This is a genomic window from Streptomyces sp. NPDC002911, assembly GCF_053591835.1.
Window position 1 is genome coordinate 37,484 of sequence record NZ_JBSFUO010000032.1, and the last position, 22,998, is coordinate 60,481.

Sequence of the window (22,998 nt, forward strand, 5' to 3'; positions counted from 1 at the left end):
TGGTCCTGAGGTCAGCAGCTGAGCTGCGTCGTCGAGGGGAGACCCCGTCGCCCGGCCAACCGGCAGCCCCGGCCACCGTCCGACCGGCCGGAGAAGGGGAAAACGACGTGCTGAGCGCCAACAGCCGCGCCACGCTGCAGCACGCCAAGGAGTACGCCGAGGGAAGGCGCTGAGCGCGGCGGGCAGGCGCGCCCCCGGCGCTGTCCCATGACCGTATGGCCAGGACGAGAGACCGGGCGCTCGGGCCGACGACGGCCTGACCCGGCTTCCGCCAGGACACTCCGCATGATCCTGGCCCGCTTGACCTCACGTGCGCCCAAGCCGAAAGTGGGCCCAACTGCCGTTCCCGAGCGCGATGTCGAACGACAGCAAGATCTCTCTCGCCCTCGGCGCGCCCGGGCCGGCCGGTGACAAGATCGCTTTCCACGAGACCGACGCGATCTACGAGCAGCTCACCGGGACGCCGGCCCGCCTCGAGCCACAGCCCACCGAAGAACGCACCCCGGCCGGACCTGCTCCCGACCACGTAACCGACGCGGGCCTCTGCCCCCCCGCTCGAGAACGTACAGCTGCCCGGACCGGCGCAGCCCGGGCACCGCACCCGGTCAAGGAGCGGCGCGCCACGCCGTCGCTTGCGAGGAGGAAGCGAACACACCCACCGCGGTGCTCCGCGCGGACGGACCAACTGGACAGCACGCGACGCGCGTTGCGCGCACCTGACCAAGGCGCGTGCTCAGCGGGCAGGCGAACGGCTCGGCTCCGGTGCCGCGGCACCGGATGCGGCAGCCCCGCGCAGTGACCCGGGGCCGGCGAGCGCCGCGAGGGCGGCGATACCGAGGGCGATCGCCGACATGACGAACGTCGTCGTGTAGCCGGACTCGGCCGGGAACAGGGTGCCCGGGACGGTCCGGGAGGACACGATCGACGCGGCGATCTGTGCGCCGAGAGAGCTGCCGATGGTCCGCATGATGGTGTTGATGCCGGTGGCCTCGCCGGTCTGGCGCGGGTCGACGGCGGCCACCACCAGGTTGGCGAGGGAGGCGTAGGCGAGGCCCACGCCGATGCCGAGCACACCGGATCCGACGTACATCGCCCACTCGGCGTCGTGGCCGACCGCGTAGATCGCGAAGCCCACCACACCGATCAGGCAGGCGAGCACCAGCGGCAGCTTGAAGCCGACGGCTGCGCCGATGCGACCGGACAGCGGGCTGGCGGCGAGCATGGTGACGGCCATCGGCAGCATGAAGAGCCCGGACCCGGTGACCGAGGAACCGAATCCGAAACCCACCTCGGGCGGCGTCTGGGCGAGCAGCGGCACCAGCGTGAAAGCGCCGTACATGCCGAACCCGATGATGAGCGCGGCCACATGGGAGGTCGCGACTGCGGGGCGGCGCAGCAGGTCGATGTCGATCAGCGGCTCCTGGACCCGTCGTTCCACGGCCACGAACACCACGCCCAGCACCACGGCGGCAACGAACAGGCCGATGACGGCCGGGGAGCCCCAGCCCCAGGACTTGCCCTGGCTGATGGGGAGCAGCAGGGCGACGATCGCGCCGCTCAGCAGCACCCCGCCGGCCCAGTCGATCCGGCCGGGGGAGCGGTCGGGGGACTCCTTGACGAACACGGCGACCGCGAGGATGCCGAGCACGATCACGGCAAGGCCGAGCCAGAAGACCCAGTGCCAGCTCAGCGTGTCCACGACCGGGCCGGGGAGGATGAGTCCGATGCCGAAGCCGATGCCGAACGTCGAGCTGATCATGCCGATGGCGACGGGCACCCGCTCGCGTGGGAACTGGTCACGAACGATTCCGAAGGCGAGCGGGAAAGCGGCGGACCCGACGCCTTGCACGGCGCGGGCGGCGATCAGCAGGCCCAGCGAGTTCGACACGGCGCAGATGAGCGTGCCCACGGCGAAAGCGGTGAGGCAGGCGATGAGGACACGGCGCTTGCCGAACATGTCACCGACCCGGCCGAGCAGGGCGGTGGCCACGGAAGCCGTGATCAGGAACGAGCTGAGCACCCAGGAGATACCGGTCGTACTCGCGCCGAACTCCCGCTGCAGGTCGGGGAGCACGGGCACGACCATCGTCTGCATCAGCGAGAACGAGAGCACCGCGATCAGCAGCGCGGCGAAGGGGGCCGTGACGCCGGGAGGGGCTGCTCGGGTGCCTGCCGCCGGCAAGGCGTTCGAGGTCTTGGCATCGGTCATGGCTGGTTCCTTCGGAGTACGGACAGAACGGCCCTGTGGTCGGCACCGAGCCCACGACAGGCTGATGGCATGTGGAGTCGGCCCGGCGGCTTTCGCACTCCGCGGCGCTCACCGCACCCGCCGGCCCCCTGCCGCAGTACGAGCTCGCCGACCGCCGCCGGCAGCGCCTTGCCCGCGCGCCCGCGGGGGAGCGGCTCCAGTGCCTCGCGTGCGGCACCGAGCGAGCGCGCCCGGCTGTCCGGACTGCTGCGCCGCGTGCTCGACGCCGACACCACGCGCACAGTCCGTCCCGTCCTGACCCGCGACAGCGAAAAGCCTGCCGACCGTCCCCCGCCCGGCCGCCGCTCCGACACCACGGAACTACCGAGCACTCCGCGCAACCTTGGGTGAAGGGACTCGAGTCCGGCTCGACGATCACTCGAGTCCGCCTCGACGATCACTGGAGCGACCGTCGAGGCGGCTGTCCCTCCTCGGACCGAGCCCGGTCCGTCGTGCCCGAGGCCGTTTCGCTCTTCGCGCGGAGGATGTCGCGGGCATGTTCCGCGGCGCGGGCGATGCACTCGCATCGTGCGACATACCCGTCGCACGGCCATCTGCCCACACCCACCGGTGGGAAGGAACGCTGGGTGACAGACCCCTTTGCCCCCCACTGCGTCCACACGGTCGACCTGACAACGTGGTGGCGCCGGCCTGGGCGATCACCCGGGACCCGTGGCCGGGCGGCGGCCCTCCGGGGCGGGCCCCGAGGGAGGCACTTCCACAATGACAAACCGCATGTACGGTTTGCTAGGGTTGGGTTTACACCACTCAGCCCGGCGTCGACCGGCGGCCCCGCAGCCGGGCGGGCTGTGCGACCTGCTGTTGCCGTGCGCAGACACCGCTGGAGGGGCGGGTGGCTGTCTTCCCGCCCGGCCTTCCCGCCCGAACGACCGAAGGAGCCGCCACGTGATCGAAACGAAAGTCCCCGACCTCCCTTCAGTGCGAGAACCGGGCGGCCGGCCCCACTCGTCCACCATGCAGCCGCCGTCCTCCCTCGTCCCGGTGCTCACTTGAGGCCATACGTGAGCAAACAGGAACGGGCCGCCCGCACCCGCCACGCGCTGATCAGTTCCGCGGCCGAGCTGTTCGAACAGCGCGGATACGTCCAGTCGCGCCTGTCCGAGATCAGCGCGGGCGCAGGGGTCAGCCCCGGGGCGCTGCACTTCCACTTCGAGAACAAGGCGGCCGTGGCCGACGCCGTCGAGAGCGCGGCCTTCCAGTGCTTGCGCCGGACCGCGCGCCGGGCCGACGGGAGCGGGGCGGGCGCCCTGCAGACCCTGACGGACCTTTCGCACGCCTTGGCGTGTCTGCTGCGGTGCGACGTGGTCGTACGCGCCGGCTTCCGGCTCAACTGCGACGCCGCCCGGCGCTCCGGACCGAACATCCACCGGGAGTGGCAGGACTGCGTCCGGCAGTTGCTCTCCCGCGCCGCCGACGAGGGTTCGCTCGCCCCCGGAATCTCGCAGCAGGACCTGACCGTCGCCCTGGTGGCCGCCACCACCGGCCTGGAAGTGCTGAGCAGGCAGGACGACGAGTGGCTCTCGCGTGAGGCTGTCACCGCCCTCTGGCGGTTGTTCCTCCCGCAGATCGCCGCCCCGCATGCGCGACGCACCCTGGAACCGGGCGGCACGGACGCGGTGGCCGGTATGACGGACCCGGCCGACGGGCCCCGGGCGACGCGGTACGGCAACGGGGTCGTTCAAGGCCGGTTTCCCGACCCTGAACAACCCGGTCACGACGGAGATCATACCGTCTGACCCGTATCTCATGTGTGCCGAAAGCGGTCGCTGCGAGGGAGTGGACGACCCGGTCACGACCTGGCGGCGGGGTTGGTGAAGACCGAGCCCGTCCTTCCGCGGCACCGGTACGGCAGGGGGCCCGGGCCCCCTGCCGTACCGGCCGGCCCGGTGCGCTCCCGCCTGTCCGGCCGTCCCATTTGACCTCAAGCTTGGTCGAGGTTGCTCAATGGGCGGCAGGACATCCGCCCGCAGGGCCGGGCGCCGGCACGCCATGACGGCGCCCGGCGCGCTGTCCTGACGGTCCGCCGGCTCCGGGCGGGTCAGGGAGAGAGAGGGCTCAACCACCATGACCGAGGTCACGACGACCCCCCAGGCTCATGAGCATCCGGAGCTGAGCCGGCGAGCCGCCTTCCTGATCGTGACCGGGCTGCTGCTCGCCGTCTTCATGTCGGCGCTCGACAGCATGATCATGGCCACCGCGATGCGCACCGTCGCCGACGAACTGCACGGCATGACGCTGCAGGCATGGGCCACCACCGGCTATCTGATCACCGCGACCGTCTCGCTGCCGCTGCACGGGAAGCTCTCCGACATCTTCGGGCGCAAGCGGCTCTACATGGTCGCCATCGTTCTCTTCCTCCTGGGCTCGGTACTGTGCGCGATGGCGGAGTCCATGTACGAGCTGGCGCTGTACCGAGCAGTGCAGGGGCTGGGTGGCGGCGGCCTCGGTTCGCTCGCCCTCGCCGTACTGGCCGATCTGTTCCCGCCGGAGAGGCGCGCGGTGTACCAGGCGTACCTGGGGACCGTCTTCGGCGTGGCGAGCGTTCTGGGTCCGGTGGCCGGTGGTCTGTTCGCCGGCATGGACAGCTTTCTCGGCATCTCGGGCTGGCGCTGGATCTTCCTGATCAACGTGCCGATCGGCATCGTGACACTCGTCGTCGTCGGCAGACTCTTCAGGCTCCGTCACCGCCGGACCGAGCAGCGGGTGGACTACTGGGGTGCGGCGGCCCTGATCACCGGTCTGGTGCCGCTGCTGCTGATCGCCGAACAGGGCAAGGTCTGGGGCTGGGGGTCGGCGCGCGCGCTGCTCGCGTACGCGGTGGGCGTCCTGGGCCTGCTCACCTTCCTGATGGTGGAGCGGCGCATGGGCGACGAGGCGCTGGTGCCTCCGCGGCTCTTCACGAACAGCGCGTTCTCCCGGGTCAACGTGGTCAACTACATCGGCGGCATCGGGGTCTTCACCTCGCTCACGTTCATGCCGCTGTACCTCCAGGTCGTCCAGGGGCTCGAACCCACCCAGGCGGGCCTGCTGATGCTGCCCCAGTCCCTGGCCACGACCCTGGGCGCCCGGCTGAGCGGGCCCGTCGTGGCCCGGACGCGGCGCTACCGGATGATGCTGGCCGGCGGTCTCGGGCTGCTCGCCGCCGCCTACTTCCTGCTGGCACGGGTCGGCGTGGACACACCCCTGTGGGGCATGGTCGTGCTGGCCGCCATGATGGGGCTGGGCCTCGGAGTCTTCATGCAGACCGTCCTGGTGGCCCTTCAGAACAACGTGCCGCCTCAGGACATGGGGGTGGCCAGCGGCATGTACAGCTTTTCGCGGCAGCTCGGTGCGATCACCGGTACCGCGGTGTTCCTGTCGGTCCTGTTCGGCATCGCCGCGAGCCGGATCGCCGAAGCGTTCCGCGCGGCCCTGTCCACGCCCGCGCTCGACGCCGCCCTCTCCGACCCCGCTGTGCTCTCCGACCCCGATGACCGTCAGGTGCTGGCGGACCTCCGGGCAGGCGGCCCGGGCATCGATCTCGACGACACGTCCGTGCTCGACACCCTCGATCCGAGGATCGCGCGTCCCGTTTTGGAAGGTATGGCCAGTGGGATCAACACCGTCTTCTGGATTTTGGGTGCACTGACCCTGGTCGCCGTCGCGGTGGCGCTGACGCTCCGGGAAGGCGCCCGCGGTCCGGCCGGGGCCCGGCCGGACACCACCGCCGAACAGGGATGAGCCCCCTGGAGGGCGTTGCGGCGCCGGGAGGCCGACCCGGATTCCAAAGGCCGGCCGGCTTGTCCGCCTGCAGAAGTCGCTTCGCCGAGCTCGTTCGAAGGGCCATGCACCCGCGTCCGGTCCGCCCGTTGTTCCGCCCGGTTCGCTCAAGGGGGCGTCCGGTCCTGGGGCGCCGGCGGGATGCCGCCGGCGGGATCCAGCGTCCGCAGCGCCTCGGGGGTGGCGAGGCAGGGCAGCATCAGGCGCCAGAACCCGGTGACGGGAGCGTGACTCGCCCATGCGTGGTCACTGCGGCCGAGCACTTCGAAGCCGGTGGTCCCCGCGACGACCATGGCGGTGGCGTGCCCCTCGCACAGGTCCGGCAGGAGCGTGTCCTCCGCGGCGGCCCGGGCGATGAGCAGAGCGACGTGCCGCTGCCACTCCTCGCGCAGATCGGAGGAGGCGTGCGTGTAGGCGGCCTCGCGGCCGAGCCGGAAGCCCGCCCGCAGGACGGGGTCGAAGAGCAGCATGCGCATGAGGGCGTGCGAACTGCCGGTCAGTGTCTGGAGGGCCGGCGTGCGCCCCGTGTGCGCGTCGGCCGTGATCGTACGCAGCGCGCGCAGGGCGGCATGTTCGACGGCGGCGCCGAGGGCGGCCTTGTTCTCGAAGTGGAAGTGCAGAGCTCCCGGGCTCACCCCGGCTCCCGCGCTGATCATGTTCAGCGTCGCCTCGGCATACCCGCATCGCTCGAACGCCGTGGCTGCCGACGCGATCAGCGCATGACGAGTGCGCACAGCACGTTCCTGTTTGGTCATGCACAGCTCCTTGGTAGTCGTCATGGCATTAAACCGCGCAACTGGTACGTTCCCGCAGGGTGGGGTCACGATTGGCCGACATGCCTGCCGCTGTCCATCCTCGCCGGTCACGGAGGTGGTGAGGCCCAGTGTCCTGCGTGCGTCACGGGGGTCGTGGTGCAGTATCGGAGATTTGATCGTTTAAGCTCCGCTTTAAGATTCTTTGACAAACCGTATGAGCGGTTTGTATTCTTCATGGCTGTTGGTCAAGGCTGGGTTGAGGGGGGAACGGGATGAAGCAGGGTTCGACCGCTGTGCTGGAGCCTCGAATAGCCGCACCGCATCCGCAGGGCAGGCTGGTGACATCCACGACATGGCGCATCCTTCTTGTCGAGAGTGACGTGAGCGAAGCGGAGACCCTCGCCCGGGGACTGCGCCGCCACGGTCACGAGGTGGGCATCGTCGGCACGGGCAGCGAGGCCCTGCGGGCGTTCGCCGACGCCGATCTCATCCTGCTCGATCTGGAACTGCCCGACCTGGACGGGCTGGAGGTCTGCCGGGGCATCCGTGCCGCCGGCGAGACCCCCGTCATCGCGGTGACCGCCCGGGGCACCGAGCTGGACCGGGTCCTGGGCCTCCAGGCCGGCGCGGACGACTACCTGGCGAAGCCCTACGGATTCCGCGAGCTGATGGCCCGGATGGAGGCGGTCATGCGACGGGCGCGTCCCGTGCGGCCGGCCGCCTCCACCATCACCTGCGGCTCCCTGCGGATCGACGCCGGGACGCGTGAGGTGAGCCTGGAGGGCAGGCCCGTCGGCACCACCCGTAAGGAGTTCGACCTGCTGTACCTCCTCGCCTCGCATCCCGACACGGTGATTCCCCGCAAGGTGCTGATGCAACAGGTGTGGGGCGACTCCTGGTCCCGACGGACCGTCGACACACATGTGAGCACCCTGCGGAACAAGATCGGCGCGTGCTGGATCACCACGATCCGCGGAGTCGGATTCCGCTTCGGCCAGGGCTGATCCCGCGCAGCCGTGGCCGAAGGCCCCCCGCCCCACCACACGGGTGGGGCGGGGGGCAGGACAGCGGCACTGTGCCGGGGGAGTGCTTCCGCAGTGGGGGAGGGCCGACGGGGGAGCGCACCGGCGGCGTCCGACGCGGCCCGGCCCCGCGGCCCGTACAGGAGCGCTTCGCCGCTGAACCGACGGCCCTCCCAAGTCCGTACGAAGAGCGCGGCGGTGTTCTCGGCGCCGGCCTCCCCGCCCCTGCGAGACAGGACGACCGGCTGGCCGCCCGGACCGTCCCCCCGTCAAGACCGCGGCCGGCCCCGCGCGCCTGCGGCGGGCCCTCCAGGAGCACGGACGGCCGGCTGCCGAGAGCAGGGGGTCGCCGCCGGACCCCGGCGAGCCGTGTGTACCGGCCGCACGTGTGCCGGGCGCCGTGCCACGTGGCGTCGGGGCATCCGCGAACGGGTCCCCACGGCCGCGAGCAGTCCCGGTTGACATGCTGTTGACATTCTCTTGGCGGAGACCCGACGCACCGGACCAGCGCTTGTGGAACCTGACCGAGTCCTGAAACCCCCGGCATTGTCCGGCCCCCGGCGTTCGAAGAACCTGGAACACAAGATCCGGCGCGGTATCCCCGGAGACCTCCGGAGATACGGGAAAGGGCCCAGTCGTGCGCAAGGTGCTCAGTCACCACCATCCGTACACCGTCCACACCGCTGGACCGAGACCGAGTTCGCCGGAACCCTCAAGCCCTTCGCGCCCGCCCCACGCCGCGCGGCCGAGAAGACCGGGTCCGCCGCCTCCGGCGCCACCGCCTCCTCCGAGCAGGACACGGTCGTCGACATCGCGGTCGAGGAAGTCTACGAAGCCAAGGAAGGCGACCTCGTCGTCCTGGAAGCCATGGAGATCGAACAACGCCTCGACGCCCACCGCTCCGGCACCCTCGAAGGACTCACCGCCCAGGTCGGCAGCTCTGTCCCTTCCGGCGCCCTGATCCGCGAAAGCAAGGACTGACGCCGCGATCGTGCCCGCCCCGGGGCCGCCAGGCCCTCCGAAAAAAGAAGCGGTTGTGGCCGGACGGCGCCCGGAGCGTTCCGACGACCGGCGAAGAGGAAGTGGAGAACATGCACAGCAACATGATCGCGGCACGTACGGACGTCGTGCTGCTGCTACCGGAGGGCCCCGGAGCCGACGGCCGCACCGGCACGAGGGGAGGCCGGCGGTCATGGCTCGCCGGGTAGTGGTCACCGGCGTCGGCGTCCTGGCGCCGGGCGGGATCGGCACCGCGAACTTCTGGCGGTTGCTGAGCGAAGGCCGTACGGCCACGCGCGGCATCACCCTGTTCGACGCGTCCCCGTTCCGCTCCCGGGTGGCCGCCGAGGCCGACTTCGACCCCGCCGCGCACGGACTGACCCCGCAGCAGACGCGGCGCATGGACCGGGCCGCGCAGTTCGCGGTGGTGGCGGCGCGCGAGGCGCTGGCGGACAGCGGTCTGGAGCTCGCCGGGTTCGACCCGTTCCGCACGGGTGTCAGCATCGGCAGCGCCGTCGGAGCAACCACCGGACTCGACAGCGCCTACCGGGCCGCCAGCGACGGCGGCCGCCTCGAACCGGTCGACCACACCCAGGTCCCGGCGCACCTGTACGACCACTTCGTGCCGAGCTCCTTCTCGGCCGAGGTGGCGTGGGCCGTCCACGCCGAAGGACCGGCCACGGTCGTCTCGACCGGCTGCACGGCCGGGATCGACGCGGTCGCCCACGCGGCCGACCTCATCCGGGAAGGCAGCGCCGACGTGATGATCGCCGGTGCGACGGACGCCCCGATCTCGCCGATCACCCTGGCGTCCTTCGACGCCGTCAGGGCGACGAGCACGCTCAACGACGAGCCCGCGAGCGCGGCAAGGCCGTTCGACATCTCCCGCAGCGGCTTCGTGCTCGGAGAGGGCGCCGCGGTGTTCGTGCTGGAGGAGCTGGACGGCGCCCGCCGGCGCGGCGCGCACCTCTACGCGGAGATCGCGGGCTACGCCTCCCGGTGCAGCGCCTTCCACATGACGGGACTGCGCCCCGACGGCCGGGAGATGGCGGAGGCCATCTCGGTGGCCCTGGGCGAGGCCCGGATGAACCCCGGGGACATCGACTACGTCAGCGCGCACGGCTCGGGCACACGGCGCAACGACCGCCACGAGACGGCCGCGTTCAAGCTGAGCCTGGGGGAGGACGCCCACCGCACCCCGATCAGCTCCATCAAATCCATGATCGGGCACTCGCTGGGGTCGATCGGCTCGATCGAGATGGCGGCCTGCGTCCTGGCGATGGAGAACCATGTGGTGCCGCCCACCGCGAACCTGCGCACTCCCGACCCCGAGTGCGACCTCGACTACGTGCCGCGCGAGGCGCGTGAGCACCGCACCGACACCGCACTGACCGTCAGCAGCGGGTTCGGCGGGTTCCAGAGCGCCATGGTGCTGGCCCGGCCCGGAAGGAGTACGGCATGACGTCCAGGACGGTGGTCACCGGCCTCGGTGTGGCCGCGCCCAACGGATTCGGCACCCAGCAGTTCTGGGCGGCGGCCCGGATCGGCAAGAACGCCATCGGCCCCGTCACGCGCTTCGACGCCTCCGGCTACCCGGCGCGTCTGGCAGGCGAGATCCACGGCTTCGAGGCGGAGGAGCACCTGCCGGGCAGGCTTCTCCCGCAGACCGACCGGATGACACAACTCGCCCTGGTCGCCGCCGACCAGGCGTTTCAGGACGCCGGCGTACAGCCGGGCGACCTCCCCGCGTCCGACATGGGTGTCGTCACCGCCGCAGGCCCCGGCGGCTTCGAGTTCGCCCAGAAAGAGCTGCGCAAGCTGTGGAGCCGGGGCGGCACACATGTCAGCGCCTACCAGTCGTTCGCCTGGTTCTACGCCGCCAACAACGGTCAGCTCTCCATCCACAACGGGCTACGCGGCCCCAGCGGCGTGGTCATCGGCGACGCGGCGGGCGGCCTCGACGCCATCGCCCACGCACGGCGCCAGATACGCAAGGGCGGCAAGCTGGTCGTCACCGGCGGTGTCGAGGCGTCGATCTGCTCCCTGGCCTGGGCAGCCCGCCTGTCCACCGGGCTGATGTCGCCCGGTCAGGACCCCGACCGGGCCTACCTCCCGTTCGACAGCGCCGCACAGGGCCACGTACCCGGTGAAGGCGGGGCACTGATGATCGTCGAGGACGAGCGGTCGGCGCGCGCCCGAGGCGCGGGCACACCCTACGGGGTGATCGCGGGCTACGGTTCGACACTCGACCCGAGGCCGGGCAGCGGCCGCGAGCCCGGTCTGCGCCGCGCCGTCCAGCACGCCCTGGCCGACGCCGACTGCGAGCCGGACGAGGTCGACGTCGTCTTCGCCGACGCCGCCGGCACCCAGCGGCTCGACCGCGAGGAGGCCGCGGTGATCACCGCGGTCTTCGGCCCCCGGGGGGTGCCCGTCACGGCGCCCAAGACGATGACCGGGCGGCTGTGCTCAGGCGGGGCCCCGCTGGACGTCGCCGCCGCGTTCCTCGCCATGCACGAGGGCCTGATCCCGCCGACGACCAATGTGGAGCTGTCACCCGAATACGACCTCGACCTGGTCGCCGTCCGGCCGCGTACCGCCTCGGTGCGCACCGTGCTCGTCCTCGCCCGCGGCCATGGCGGCTTCAACTCCGCCATGATCCTGCGTTCCGCCGACTGACGGCCCCGAGCCGGCGCTCGCCGCCGTCCTTCCCCCGGTCGCCCGCGAGCGCTTCTCCTTGTCCCGTGTCCGCGCAAGCCGAGCGGTACGGCCAACCATGAAGGGAACTGTTGTGTCCAAACAGGAATTCACCATCGAAGACCTCAAGCGCATCCTCCTGGAGGGCGCTGGTGCCGACGAGGGCGTCGACCTCGACAGCGACATCCTCGACACCGGCTTCGAGGAACTGGGCTACGAGTCACTGGCGTTGCTGGAGACCGGCGGAAGAATAGAGCGCGAGTACGGCATCACGCTCGACGACGACTTCTTCACCGACAACAGCACCCCGCGCACCCTGATCGCCGCCGTCAACGAGAACCTCCAGGAAGTCGCGACCGCCTGAGCCCGGGACACGCGAGCGTCCCCCGCGCGCCCGCACCGCGCGGGGGCGCTCGCGCCACCACCCCCTCCTTCTGGGTGTACCTCCCGACCCGAGAGAACGATGACCACGAGCCAGCCGCCCCGGACGGCCGATCCGGACACACCCCCCGGCGCGGTGACCGTGCCCGACCGGGACGCCCCGCCCGCCGCCGGCTCCGCCGTCATCGGCGGCACACGGCCAACGGACAGCTGTGCAGGTACGACGGCACCCGACCCGCCGCCCGCCCCGCGCTCCGCGCTGTGCGACCGGGATCCTCTGTGCGCCACGTTCACCCTCGGCGCCGGCCGCGTAGACCTGTGGCTGGTGCGCAGCCCCCCCGCCGAGCACGCCGACGCGCTCGCCCGGGACGAACTGGACGAGAGGGAGCGCCAACGGGCCGAGGCGTTCATCCGCCCGTCCGACGGACTGCTCTACGCGGCCGCGCATGTCGCCCTGCGCCGGCTGGTCGGCCGCTACACGGCCACACCACCGCAGGACGTGCGGTTCCTGCGCGAGCCCTGCCCCGGATGCGGTGAGGCGCACGGCCGGCCGGCCGTGGCCCCCGCACCCCCTCCCCTGCACTTCTCCCTGTCACACAGCGGCGGGGCCGCCCTCGTCGCAGTGGCCGCCACACCCCTCGGGGCCGACATCCAAAAGCTGCCGGGCACCGGGACCGTGGACATCTGCTCCAGGTCGCTGCACCCGGACGAGCAGACCGAACTCGCCCGGGCCGCGGGCGACGAGGAGCGACGACGGCTATTCGGCCGGATCTGGACGCGCAAGGAGGCCTACCTCAAAGGCCTCGGCACCGGACTGAGCCGCTCTCCCGCCGAGGACTACCTGGGCCGCGACACCGGGCGCCACCCGCGGGGCTGGACACTGCTCGACGTACCCTGCGACACCACCCACACGGCCGCGGCCGCCCTACGCGGAGCCGCGCCACGTGCCGCCGACCTCTACCGGGTCCCCCCTACCTGGCTCACGACGCACACGGCCCTGGGCGACCACCCGCCCGCACCCCTCCCGGCGCACCTGCCCCCGCCCACCGACCCGGGGCCTCCTCCCGCTCGCGGGCCTCACGGTCACCCGCCGACGCGTGACGAGGCGGCCGGACAAGGCTCTTCCACGGCCCGACCCGTGTGAGATCGCCTTCCCCTTTCCTTTCCATCGGTCCGCGGACAAGAGATCCGGTGCGGACCCTCACCATGAGGAGATCTCCATGACGCAACTCGTCCTCCGTGGGGCCCCCACCGAGGCGGCCGTATGAGACTGCTGGTCACCGGAGGTGCCGGGTTCATCGGTTCGCACTTCGTCCGTACGCTGCTGGCGGACGGCTACGCGGGCCACGAGCTGACCCACGTCACCGTGCTCGACAAACTGACCTACTCCGGCAACAGGGACAACCTGCCCTCCACCCACCCGCGCCTGGACTTCGTACGGGGCGACATCTGCGACACGCCTCTCGTGCGGGACATCCTGGCCGGGCACGACGCGGTGGTCCACTTCGCCGCCGAGTCGCACGTGGACCGCTCGGTGCGCTCCGCGACGGAATTCGTGCGCACCAACGTCGCAGGCACACAGACCCTCCTGGACGGCTGCCTGGCCACCGGGGTCGACCGGTTCGTCCACGTCTCCACGGACGAGGTGTACGGCTCGATCACCGAGGGCGCGTGGACCGAGGAGTGGCCACTGCGGCCCAACTCCCCCTACGCCGCCTCCAAGGCGTCCTCCGACCTGATCACCCGCGCCTACTGGCGCACGCACGGCCTCAACGCGTCGATCACCCGCTGCTCGAACAACTACGGCCCGTACCAGCACCCCGAGAAGCTGATCCCGCTGTTCGTCACGAACCTGCTCGAAGGCAGACCCGTCCCGCTGTACGGCGACGGCCGCAACATCCGCGAGTGGCTGCACGTCGACGACCACTGCCGGGCCATCGCCCTGGTCCTCGACCAGGGCCGGGCGGGCGAGGTCTACAACGTGGGCGGCGGCGACGAACAGACCAACCGGGACATCACAGACCGGCTGCTCGAGCTGTGCGGCGCCGACCGCTCGATGGTGCGCCAGGTCACCGACCGCAAGGGACACGACCTCCGCTACGCCCTGGACGAGACCAAGATCCGCGAGGAACTCGGTTACGCCCCGCGCATCCCCCTCACACGCGGACTCGCCGACACCGTGGCGTGGTACCGGGACAACCCGGACTGGTGGAAGGCCGTGAAGGACCGCGAAGAGCCCCTCCCACAGAACAAGGAAGGCAACGCGTCATGAACGTCCACAAGGAACTGATCCTCGACGAGACCAAGAAGTTCCACCGGGACGTCCAGGACGAGCGGCCCTTCGTCCCCGGCACGACCGAGATCTGGCCCGCCGGGGCGGTGCTGGACGAGGCCGACCGCACGGCGATCGTCGAGGCCGCCCTGGAGATGCGGATCGCCGCCGGTCCCAGCTCGCGCCTGTTCGAGTCCCGGTTCGCCCGCAAGCTCAAGCACCGCAAGGCACATCTGACGAACTCCGGCTCGTCGGCGAACCTGCTGGCCCTGACCGCATTCACCTCCCACCTGCTGGAGGACCGCCGGCTGAAGCCGGGCGACGAGGTGATCACCGTCGCGGCGGGCTTCCCGACCACCGTCAACCCCATCATCCAGAACGGGCTGGTCCCCGTCTTCGTCGACGTGGAGCTGGGCACCTACAACACCACCGCGGACCGCGTCGCCCAGGCCATCGGGCCCCGCACCCGCGCCATCATGATCGCCCACGCGCTCGGCAACCCGTTCGAGGCCACCGAGATCGCGCAGCTCGCCGAGGAACACGATCTGTACCTGATCGAGGACAACTGCGACGCTGTCGGGTCGACGTACGACGGCAGGCTCACCGGCACTTTCGGCGACCTCACGACCGTCAGCTTCTACCCGGCCCACCACCTGACGATGGGGGAGGGCGGCTGCGTACTGACCTCGAACCTGTCACTGGCGCGGATCGTGGAGTCACTGCGCGACTGGGGCCGTGACTGCTGGTGCGAGCCGGGCGAGACCAACAAGTGCCTCAAGCGGTTCCGATACCAGATGGGCACCCTCCCCGAGGGCTACGACCACAAGTACATCTTCTCCCACGTGGGCTACAACCTGAAGGCCACCGACATCCAGGCCGCACTAGGGCTCACCCAGCTCGACAAGATGGACGAGTTCTGCGCGGCACGCCGCCGCAACTGGCGCCGGCTGCGGGAAGGACTGGAGGGCGTGCCGCACCTGGTGCTTCCCGAGGCCACCCCGCGCAGCGACCCGAGCTGGTTCGGCTTCGCGCTGACGGTGGACCCCCAGGCGCCCTTCACCCGGGCCGCGCTCGTGGACTTCCTGGAGGACCGCAAAATCGGCACGCGACGCCTGTTCGCGGGCAACCTCACCCGCCACCCCGCCTACATGGGCACCGACCACAGGGTGGCGGGCGACCTGACCAACAGCGACATCATCACCGAGCAGACCTTCTGGATCGGCGTCTACCCGGCCCTGACCGACGAGATGCTCGACTACGTCGTCACCTCCGTCAAGGAGTTCGTGGGAGGCAAGGCATGAACCTCCCCACCGTCTCCTCCCGCCCGCCGGGCACCGACGCGCTGCGGCGGCGCGACGACGCGAGACTGCCGCACAGCTTCGCCCGTTCGGCGGCCGCGCGGCAGGGCGCCGCGCTGCGCACCGAGGACGTCCACGACTGGCTCGACGAGCGCCGCCGGGCCAACGGCTTCCAAGTGGACCGGATTCCGTTCGCGGAGCTGGAGGGCTGGTCGTTCGACCCGACGACAGGCAACCTCGCGCACTCCAGCGGGAAGTTCTTCACCGTCGAGGGACTGCGCGTCACCTCCGACGACGGCGACCGCAGCAGCGAGTGGCACCAGCCGATCATCCGTCAGCCGGAGGTCGGCATCCTGGGCATCCTCGTCAAGGAGTTCGACGGGGTGCCCCACTTCCTGATGCAGGCGAAGATGGAGCCCGGCAACCGCAACCTCCTCCAGTTGTCGCCGACCGTGCAGGCCACCCGGAGCAACTACACCAAGGCACACAAGGGCGCCGACGTGCGCTACCTGGAACACTTCGTCGAGGGTCCCGCCCGAGGCCGGGTGCTGACCGATGTGCTCCAGTCCGAGCACGGGTCCTGGTTCTTCCGCAAGAGCAACCGCAACATGCTGGTCGAGGCGGCGGGCGACGTCCCCCCGCACGACGACTTCCGCTGGCTGACCCTCGGCCAGATCGGTGAACTGCTCCGCCAGGACAACGTGGTCAACATGGACGCGCGGACCGTGCTCTCCTGCGCACCGTCCCCCGGCACCGGCACCGGCACCGGCACCGGCACCGACGCCGACACCCTCGCACTGCACTCGGACACCGAGCTGCTGTCCTGGTTCACCTCCCAGCGCTCCGGCCGCCACGTGACGGCCGAACGGGTCCCCCTCTCCGGCATACCGGGCTGGAAGCGCGGTAAGTGGTCCACCGACCACGAGGAGGGGCGCTTCTTCAGAGTCGTGGCGGTGAGCGTGCAGGCAGGCAGCCGCGAGGTCTCCCGCTGGACACAGCCCCTGTTCGAACCGACGGGCCTGGGCGTCACCGCGTTCTTGACCCGCAGGGTCGGCGGGGTCCCGCATGTCCTGGTGCACGCCCGGGCCGAGGGCGGTTTCGCCGACACCGTCGAGCTCGGCCCGACAGTGCAGTACACGCCGTCGAACTACGACCACCTGCCGGCCGCCGACCGGCCCCCCTTCCTCGACCTCGTGCTGAACGCCGACCCGTCGCACATCCGCTACGAGGCCATCCACTCCGAGGAAGGCGGCCGGTTCCTGAACGCCGAGAGCCGGTACCTGTTCGTCGAGGCCGACGAACAGGAAGCACCGCTGGACCCGCCGCCGGGCTACCGGTGGGCCACGCCCAGCCAACTGAGCTCGCTGCTGCGCCACAACCACTACCTCAACGTGCAGGCACGCACCCTGCTGTCCTGCCTGACCACCGGGGCGGTCCACCTCTGATGGAGACCGTACGCATCGGTGTGCTCGGCTGCGCGGCCATCGCGCGCCGCCGCATGCTGCCCGCCATACGGGCCTGCCCCGGCGTGGACCTCGTCGCGGTCGCCAGCCGCGACGGGGCCAAAGCGAAACGGACCGCCGCCGAGTTCGGCTGCCGGGCCGTCACCGGGTACGAGCCGCTCCTGGCCCGCACGGACATCGACGCCGTGTACGTGCCGCTGCCGGCGGCGCTGCACGCGCAGTGGGTGGGGGCGGCCCTGCGCGAGGGCAAACACGTCCTCGCGGAGAAGCCGCTGACCACCGACCCGGAGCACACCCTGGCCCTCGCACTGCTCGCCGGATCGTCAGGTCTCGCGCTGATGGAGAACGTCATGTTCGTCCATCACCCGCAGCACGAGGCGGTGCGGGCCCTGGTCACGGACGGCGCGATCGGGCAACCGCGGGCCTTCCGCGCCGCTTTCACCGTCCCCCGGCTGCCGGACGACGACATCCGCCACGACCCGGCCCTCGGCGGCGGCGCCCTGTTCGACACGGGTGTCTACCCGGTGCGAGCCGCCCTGCACCTGCTGGGCGGCGCCCTGGAGGTCGCCGGCGCGGTGCTCGTACGCGGTGGCCCGGGGAAGGCGGTCGACATCGCGGGAACGGCGCTGCTGCACACCCCCGAAGGGGTGGGCGCCCAGCTGACGTTCGGCCTGGACCACGCCTACCGGTCCGGTTACGAGATCTGCGGCAGCGAGGGCGTCCTCACCGTCGACCGGGCCTTCACCCCACCGGCCGGCGCCCCGCCGCAGATCCGGCTCGAACGGGGCGGTGGAGTCGAGGAGATCCACCTCCCGCCCGACGACCAGGTGCTGCGTACGGTCGCCGCCTTCGCCCAGGCGGTCCGCACCGGTGCCGCACCGGAGCCCGCCGTCCTGTCACAGGCAGCCCTGCTGCACGAGATACGCCGGCGTGCGCCGCTCGGCTGAGAACCGGGGGCGGGCCACCACCCGCCACCGATTCCGTTCCGACCAGGAGAGTTCCCATGGCACCGCTGCCGCCACTTCCCCCCGGCGTCCGCCCGGTCACCCTCGACGCAGCCGGAACACCCCTGTCCGGACTGCTGGCAGTGCCCCGTGGGGTCGCCCACCGCGCGGTGGTCGTCGCCCTGCACGGCAGCGGGATGAGCGCCGGCTACTTCGACAACCGGGCACACCCCGGGCTGTCGCTGCTGACGCTCGGGGCGCAACTGGGCTACACCGTGCTCTCCCTCGACCGGCCCGGGTACGGCGCCTCCGCCCACCACCTGCCCGAAGGCCTGGACCTGGCCGGACAGACGGCGGCCCTCCTCTCGGCGCTGGCCAACTTCGCCGACGGGGCGGGCCGGGGCGCGGGGTTCTTCCTCGTCGCCCACTCCAGCGGCGGCCGGCCGGCCCTGTCCGCCGCCGCGGCCGACACGAACGTCCCCCTGCTCGGAGTGGAGATCTCCGGCCTGGGATGCCGCTTCGCCACCGACAGCAGGGAGCTCCCCGGCAGGGACGGACGCGGCGCCTGGCGCCGCCACTGGGGGGCGTTACGGTTCTACCCGCCGAACGCCCTCCGGCTGAGCGGCGCTCTCGTCACCCCCGTTCCGGTACGGGAGGCACAGGAGATCCTGCTGTGGCCTGACACGTACCCGGAGATCGCCGCCCGGGTGCGGATACCTGTCGGGTTCACGTTCGCCGAACAGGAGCAGTGGTGGCGGCACGACGAGGAAGCGGTGGGCGAGTTGCTCGCCCCGCTGGCAGCGCCGCGTGCGGCGGTCGTCCGGCAGCCTGACGCCGGGCACAACATCTCGCTGGGCTGGGCCGCCCGCACCTACCACCTGCGCACGCTCGCCTTCCTGGAGGAGTGCCTGCTCGCCCGGGACGCCGCGGCCCCCGGGCCGCGGCCGGGCCCGCCGGCGCCGCTCACCGCCGGCACTCTGGTGTCCTGAGGGCCCTCGGTCTCCGGGCCGGTGCCGACCTGCCCGGAGACCCGCAGGGGCGGACGACAACGCCGCCCGGGCGTGGTCCTGACACCGGGAAAAGGCCCCGCGCAAAGCGGAGCGCAATCCTGACGTTAATTGACCTCGGCCTGACATTGGGACGGTTGCGCGGATGTTCGCGATCAGCGGAGACTGAAGGCGATTCCGAGCGGACCGGCCACAGAACATCCCACGCTGTCCACGACGGACATCCCGCGCGACTGCCCTGTAGTCCTGAAATGCCGTCCGGTGCCCTGCACACCTCTACCAAGGACGGAAAGCCGTTGTCCTTACTCGACGAGGAGTCAGATCCCCATGCGTTTCCATCTCATCGGCCCGTTCGAGATCATCACCGATGACGGCAGGTCCTACCGCCCCGGCACCCCGAAGGTCTGTCAGACGCTCGCGCTGCTGCTCACCCGGCCCAACGAGATCGTCACCGCCGAGTGCCTCATCCAGGAACTGTGGGGAGAGCGCCCGCCCCGCAGCGCCGTAACGACCCTGCAGACGTACGTGTACCACGCGCGCCGGATGTTCGTGAACGAGGAACTGGTCCCGCCCGGCCGCTCCATGATCTTCACCAGCCCGCCCGGATACTCGATCCAGGTCGAGGACGACGAGGTCGACATCCGTGTCTTCGAGCAGTTGGTGTCGCTCGCGCGCAACCAGCTCAGCGACGGAAACGCCGTCTCGGCTCTGCGCACCGTGCGGCAGGCGCTGCGCCTGTGGCGCGGCCCCGCCCTGTCGAACTTTCCCGCGGGTGACGTCCTCAACGGGCACATCGTGCACCTGGAGGAGATGCGGATCCGCGCGTACGAGATCCGCATCGAGGCCGAGAACCAGCTCGGCCAGCACCGGGAGTCGATTCCCGAGCTTCGCCGGCTGATCAACGACTATCCGCTCAACGAGTGGTTCCACAGCCGGCTGATCGCCGCACTCGGTGCGGGCGGACGGCGTGCGGAGGCACTGCAGGCCTACCAGAACGTCCGGCGGCTGCTCGCCGACGAACTGGGGCTGGAGCCCTCGCAGGAGCTGAAGCAGCTCCAGAGCCGGCTGCTCAGCCCCGAGCCCGCCGAGGACACTCCGTGGATGCCCTCGCGGGTGCCGCACCGGCCGCTGGTCGCGGTGAAGACGAGCGCCTGAGCCACGCGCCCACCCCGTACATCCACGTCCCCGGTGCCGCCGCTGACGGCACCGGGGACGTGGATGTGCGGGGGCACCGCCGTCCGGTGCCCCCGCACACGCGGGTCAGGTGGCCCGCTCCGCCTCGGCCAGAGTGCGCAGGATCGCGGTCTGCTTGGTGTCCCGCTCACGCACGAGTTCCTCGTACGACTTCGAGCCGTAGGCCCGCTCCGCCTGCTCGATGAGTGACTGGACGGTCTCCTCGTCCATCACCGGGTGCCCCAGTTGCGACCAGCCGCGCTCCAGGCCACTGCCGAGCGTGGTCAGCCACTTGCGCAGACCACCGGTGCCGCCCCCCAGGTGGAAGGCGAGGAACGGGCCGACAGTGGCCCAGCGCAGCCCGATCGAGTGGGTGACCACCTGGTCCAGCTCCTCCAGCGTGACGACACCCTCGCGGACCAGGTGCACCGACTCACGCAGCAGCGCGGACTGCAGCCGGTTGGCGGCGAAGGCCGGGATCGGCTTGTGGAGGACCACCGGCGCCCGGCCCACCGACCGCAGGAACTCCACGGCCTCGCGCACCGCCTCCGTGGAGGTGCGCTCCCCGGCCACCACCTCCACCAGCGGTACTACGTGCGGCGGGTTGAAAGGGTGAGCCACGACCAGCCGGCCGGAATCCGCCATACGCGCCCCCATGTCGTCGGGGTTCAGCGTCGAGGTGGAGGAGAGGACCAGCGCCCCGGCCGGAGCCGCCTTGCCGATCCGCTCGAACAGTTCCTGCTTGAGCGGCAGGTTCTCGGGTGCGTTCTCGACGATGATGTCCGCGTCCGCGACCGCCCGTTCGAGGTCGGGCTCGAACTCCAGCCGTTCGGCGAAGGCCCCCGGGTCCTCGGTCCCCTCGGGGAGGAACGGGGCGAACAGGTCCAGTGCCTCACCGACGACCGTGGGTGCCTCGGAACGTCGGCTGTTGACCCGGACACGCAGGCCGTACCCGAGGAAGAGGGTGATCCAGCCGAGGCCGATCGTGCCCGCGCCGATCACCACGACCGTGCGCTGCTGCTGTGTACTCACTCGTTTGTCTCCGTTCGACTTCGCAAGGGCCTGCTCGGCCGTCAGCGGCACCGCAGTCGCCGCATCCTCGAAGGACGGGCGCGGCACGAGTGCGCCCCGGAGCAGACGGGGTGTCGTCACCGAACCGCTCGGAGACCCCCTCGAGCTGTGCCCGGGCTCCTTCGAGGGCGCCGATGAGCAGCTCGTGCCGCGCCTCCTCGGACAGGAAGGCCCCCCCGGGGGGCCCGCGCCCGCCGGCACCGAGACGCGCCTGAGGGCGGATATCGCGGCAAGCCTGCCCGGGGCCGGTCCACAACCGCTGGAACGCTGCTCGACCCGTCCGGCGACGGACGTCGCTCTGGTGTGCACCTCGACCATCGCTCGATCACGGCGCTCCAGCCTCAGGGCGCCAGGAGCTCCTGGCGCCCTGAGATCCACGACGATACGAGGTGACGATCAGTGAAGGGAATCATTCTGGCCGGGGGCAACGGCACCCGGCTCCACCCCATCACGCTGGGGGTTTCCAAACAGCTGCTGCCCGTCTACGACAAGCCGATGATCTACTACCCGTTGTCGGTGCTCATGCTGGCGGGCATCAGGGACGTACTCATCATCTCCTCCCCCCGGGACCTTCCTCAGTTCCGCGCGGTGCTCGGCGACGGTTCCTCGCTCGGCATCGAGCTGTCGTACGCCTCCCAGACCGAACCGCGCGGACTGGCCGAGGCCTTCACCATCGGCGCGGACCACATCGGGCACGACTCGGTCGCGCTGGTGCTCGGCGACAACATCTTCCACGGCCCGGGATTTTCGCTCCTGCTCCAGGAACACATGCCGCACACCGACGGCGCCCTGCTGTTCGGGTATCCGGTGCGGGACCCGGAGCGGTACGGCGTGGGGGAGGCGGACGAGAACGGGCGGCTGGTCTCCCTGGAGGAGAAGCCGGAGAAGCCCCGCTCCAACCGTGCCATCACGGGACTGTACTTCTACGACAACGACGTGATCTCCATCGCCCGCGGCCTGCGCCCCTCGGCCCGCGGCGAGCTGGAGATCACCGATGTCAACCGCCACTACCTCGCCCGTGGCAAGGCGCACCTGGTCGACCTGGGCCGCGGCTTCACATGGCTCGACACCGGTACGCACGAATCACTGCTCGACGCCGGCCAGTACATCCAGACCCTCGAGAAGCGCCAGGGGCTGCGGATCGCCTGTCTGGAGGAAGTGGCGCTGCGGATGGGGTTCATCGACGCGCAACGGTGTCACGAGCTCGGGGAGCGGCTCGGGAAGTCGGGCTACGGGCAGTACGTCATGGAGATCGCCGACTCGCTGCGGGAGGCGGGTCCCGCGGAGCTCGGCGGTTCCCTCCGGCCGCACTTCGCCGGCCGGGAGTTCCTGCCGGCCATCGTGTGAACGTCCCTTCGAGTCGCTGTCCAGCGCGGTCGGAGACGGTCACCGACCGGCCGCACCAGCAGGAGGTTGCCACCCGTGTCCCGTCGTCGTCTGTTCACCTCCGAGTCCGTGACCGAAGGTCACCCCGACAAGATCGCTGACCAGATCAGCGACACGATTCTCGACGCGCTCCTGCGTGAGGACCCCTCCTCGCGCGTCGCCGTCGAGACACTGATCACCACCGGTCTGGTGCATGTGGCCGGCGAGGTGGACACCAAGGCGTACGCGCCCATCGCCGCCCTGGTGCGGAACAAGATCCTCGAGATCGGCTACGACTCCTCCACCAAAGGTTTCGACGGCGCGTCCTGCGGGGTGTCGGTGTCCATCGGCGCCCAGTCGCCCGATATCGCCCAAGGGGTCGACACAGCCTACGAACAACGCGCCGAAGGCACCGTCGCGGGTGCGGACGGGGACGAGCTCGACAAGCAGGGCGCGGGCGACCAGGGGCTGATGTTCGGCTACGCCTGTGACGAGACGCCCGAGCTGATGCCTCTGCCGATCCACC

18 protein-coding genes and 1 pseudogene are annotated in these 22,998 nt (G+C 70.8%); 16 read left to right on the plus strand and 3 right to left on the minus strand.

All coding sequences use genetic code 11. The annotated features are described in order from the left end of the window. Positions 1-733 precede the first annotated feature (733 nt). Positions 734-2,209, minus strand: a complete 1,476-nt coding sequence (locus ACWD04_RS29615) for an MFS transporter (protein WP_451136816.1) — start codon at positions 2,207-2,209, stop codon at positions 734-736. Positions 2,210-3,270: 1,061 nt separating this feature from the next. Here ACWD04_RS29615 and ACWD04_RS29620 point away from each other — a divergent pair. Both ACWD04_RS29620 and ACWD04_RS29625 read left to right on the plus strand, forming a co-directional pair. Continuing rightward, positions 3,271-4,005 (plus strand): ScbR family autoregulator-binding transcription factor, encoded by a 735-nt coding sequence (locus ACWD04_RS29620; RefSeq protein ID WP_451136817.1) that lies wholly within the window; start codon positions 3,271-3,273, stop codon positions 4,003-4,005. Positions 4,006-4,333: 328 nt separating this feature from the next. Then, positions 4,334-5,989, plus strand: coding sequence for an MDR family MFS transporter (locus tag ACWD04_RS29625; protein WP_451136818.1), 1,656 nt, complete (start codon positions 4,334-4,336; stop codon positions 5,987-5,989). Positions 5,990-6,135: 146 nt separating this feature from the next. Here the strand turns inward: ACWD04_RS29625 and ACWD04_RS29630 are convergent, their stop codons facing one another. Further along, complete coding sequence (locus ACWD04_RS29630; RefSeq protein ID WP_451136819.1) at positions 6,136-6,783, minus strand: ScbR family autoregulator-binding transcription factor; 648 nt, start codon at positions 6,781-6,783, stop codon at positions 6,136-6,138. A 272-nt stretch (positions 6,784-7,055) separates the two neighbouring features. Here ACWD04_RS29630 and ACWD04_RS29635 point away from each other — a divergent pair, with 272 nt between their 5' ends. The 12 genes and pseudogenes from ACWD04_RS29635 (at position 7,056) to ACWD04_RS29690 (ending at position 20,018) form a co-directional block, all read left to right on the plus strand. After that, a complete protein-coding gene (locus tag ACWD04_RS29635; RefSeq protein ID WP_451136820.1) occupies positions 7,056-7,787 on the plus strand; it encodes a response regulator transcription factor in 732 nt (243 codons plus the stop codon). Between the two features lie 663 nt (positions 7,788-8,450). After that, a pseudogene (locus tag ACWD04_RS29640) lies at positions 8,451-8,786 on the plus strand (hypothetical protein); the annotation flags it as partial. Between the two features lie 211 nt (positions 8,787-8,997). Then, entirely contained in the window at positions 8,998-10,266 is a 1,269-nt protein-coding gene (locus tag ACWD04_RS29645; protein WP_451136821.1) for a beta-ketoacyl-[acyl-carrier-protein] synthase family protein, read from the plus strand. Beyond that, positions 10,263-11,480 carry a ketosynthase chain-length factor gene (locus ACWD04_RS29650; RefSeq protein ID WP_451136822.1) on the plus strand — a complete coding sequence of 406 codons (1,218 nt, stop codon included), beginning with the start codon at positions 10,263-10,265 and terminating at the stop codon, positions 11,478-11,480. Before ACWD04_RS29645 ends, ACWD04_RS29650 begins: the two co-directional genes overlap by 4 nt. Before the next feature lie 97 nt (positions 11,481-11,577). Continuing rightward, complete coding sequence (locus ACWD04_RS29655) at positions 11,578-11,862, plus strand: acyl carrier protein (protein ID WP_451136823.1); 285 nt, start codon at positions 11,578-11,580, stop codon at positions 11,860-11,862. A gap of 99 nt (positions 11,863-11,961) precedes the next feature. Beyond that, on the plus strand, positions 11,962-13,023 hold the full coding sequence (locus ACWD04_RS29660; RefSeq protein WP_451136824.1) for a 4'-phosphopantetheinyl transferase family protein: 1,062 nt from the start codon (positions 11,962-11,964) through the stop codon (positions 13,021-13,023). A 120-nt stretch (positions 13,024-13,143) separates the two neighbouring features. Beyond that, positions 13,144-14,151 carry a dTDP-glucose 4,6-dehydratase gene (gene rfbB, locus ACWD04_RS29665; protein ID WP_451136825.1) on the plus strand — a complete coding sequence of 336 codons (1,008 nt, stop codon included), beginning with the start codon at positions 13,144-13,146 and terminating at the stop codon, positions 14,149-14,151. Beyond that, complete coding sequence (rfbH, locus tag ACWD04_RS29670) at positions 14,148-15,452, plus strand: lipopolysaccharide biosynthesis protein RfbH (protein WP_451136826.1); 1,305 nt, start codon at positions 14,148-14,150, stop codon at positions 15,450-15,452. The genes rfbB and rfbH overlap by 4 nt, the downstream gene beginning before the upstream one ends. After that, positions 15,449-16,894, plus strand: a complete 1,446-nt coding sequence (locus ACWD04_RS29675) for an NDP-hexose 2,3-dehydratase family protein (RefSeq protein ID WP_451136827.1) — start codon at positions 15,449-15,451, stop codon at positions 16,892-16,894. The genes rfbH and ACWD04_RS29675 overlap by 4 nt, the downstream gene beginning before the upstream one ends. Next, positions 16,894-17,859 (plus strand): Gfo/Idh/MocA family protein, encoded by a 966-nt coding sequence (locus ACWD04_RS29680; RefSeq protein ID WP_451136828.1) that lies wholly within the window; start codon positions 16,894-16,896, stop codon positions 17,857-17,859. Before ACWD04_RS29675 ends, ACWD04_RS29680 begins: the two co-directional genes overlap by 1 nt. Before the next feature lie 56 nt (positions 17,860-17,915). Continuing rightward, the gene (locus tag ACWD04_RS29685; protein ID WP_451136829.1) at positions 17,916-18,845 is read left to right on the plus strand and encodes an alpha/beta hydrolase; all 930 of its coding nucleotides are present in this window, start codon (positions 17,916-17,918) and stop codon (positions 18,843-18,845) included. A gap of 345 nt (positions 18,846-19,190) precedes the next feature. Next, positions 19,191-20,018, plus strand: coding sequence for an AfsR/SARP family transcriptional regulator (locus tag ACWD04_RS29690; protein ID WP_451136830.1), 828 nt, complete (start codon positions 19,191-19,193; stop codon positions 20,016-20,018). Between the two features lie 105 nt (positions 20,019-20,123). On the opposite strand, the gene ACWD04_RS29695 is transcribed toward ACWD04_RS29690, so the two are convergent. Next, positions 20,124-21,068 (minus strand): 3-hydroxyacyl-CoA dehydrogenase NAD-binding domain-containing protein, encoded by a 945-nt coding sequence (locus ACWD04_RS29695; protein ID WP_451136831.1) that lies wholly within the window; start codon positions 21,066-21,068, stop codon positions 20,124-20,126. A 438-nt stretch (positions 21,069-21,506) separates the two neighbouring features. Between ACWD04_RS29695 and rfbA the strand changes: the two genes are divergently transcribed. Together rfbA and ACWD04_RS29705 are read left to right on the plus strand one after the other, a co-directional pair. Beyond that, positions 21,507-22,454: a glucose-1-phosphate thymidylyltransferase RfbA gene (gene rfbA / locus ACWD04_RS29700; RefSeq protein WP_451136832.1), complete on the plus strand. Its 948-nt coding sequence runs from the start codon at positions 21,507-21,509 to the stop codon at positions 22,452-22,454. Positions 22,455-22,529: 75 nt separating this feature from the next. Continuing rightward, positions 22,530-22,998: S-adenosylmethionine synthetase N-terminal domain-containing protein (locus tag ACWD04_RS29705; protein ID WP_451136833.1), on the plus strand; the 469-nt coding region annotated here is incomplete at its 3' end.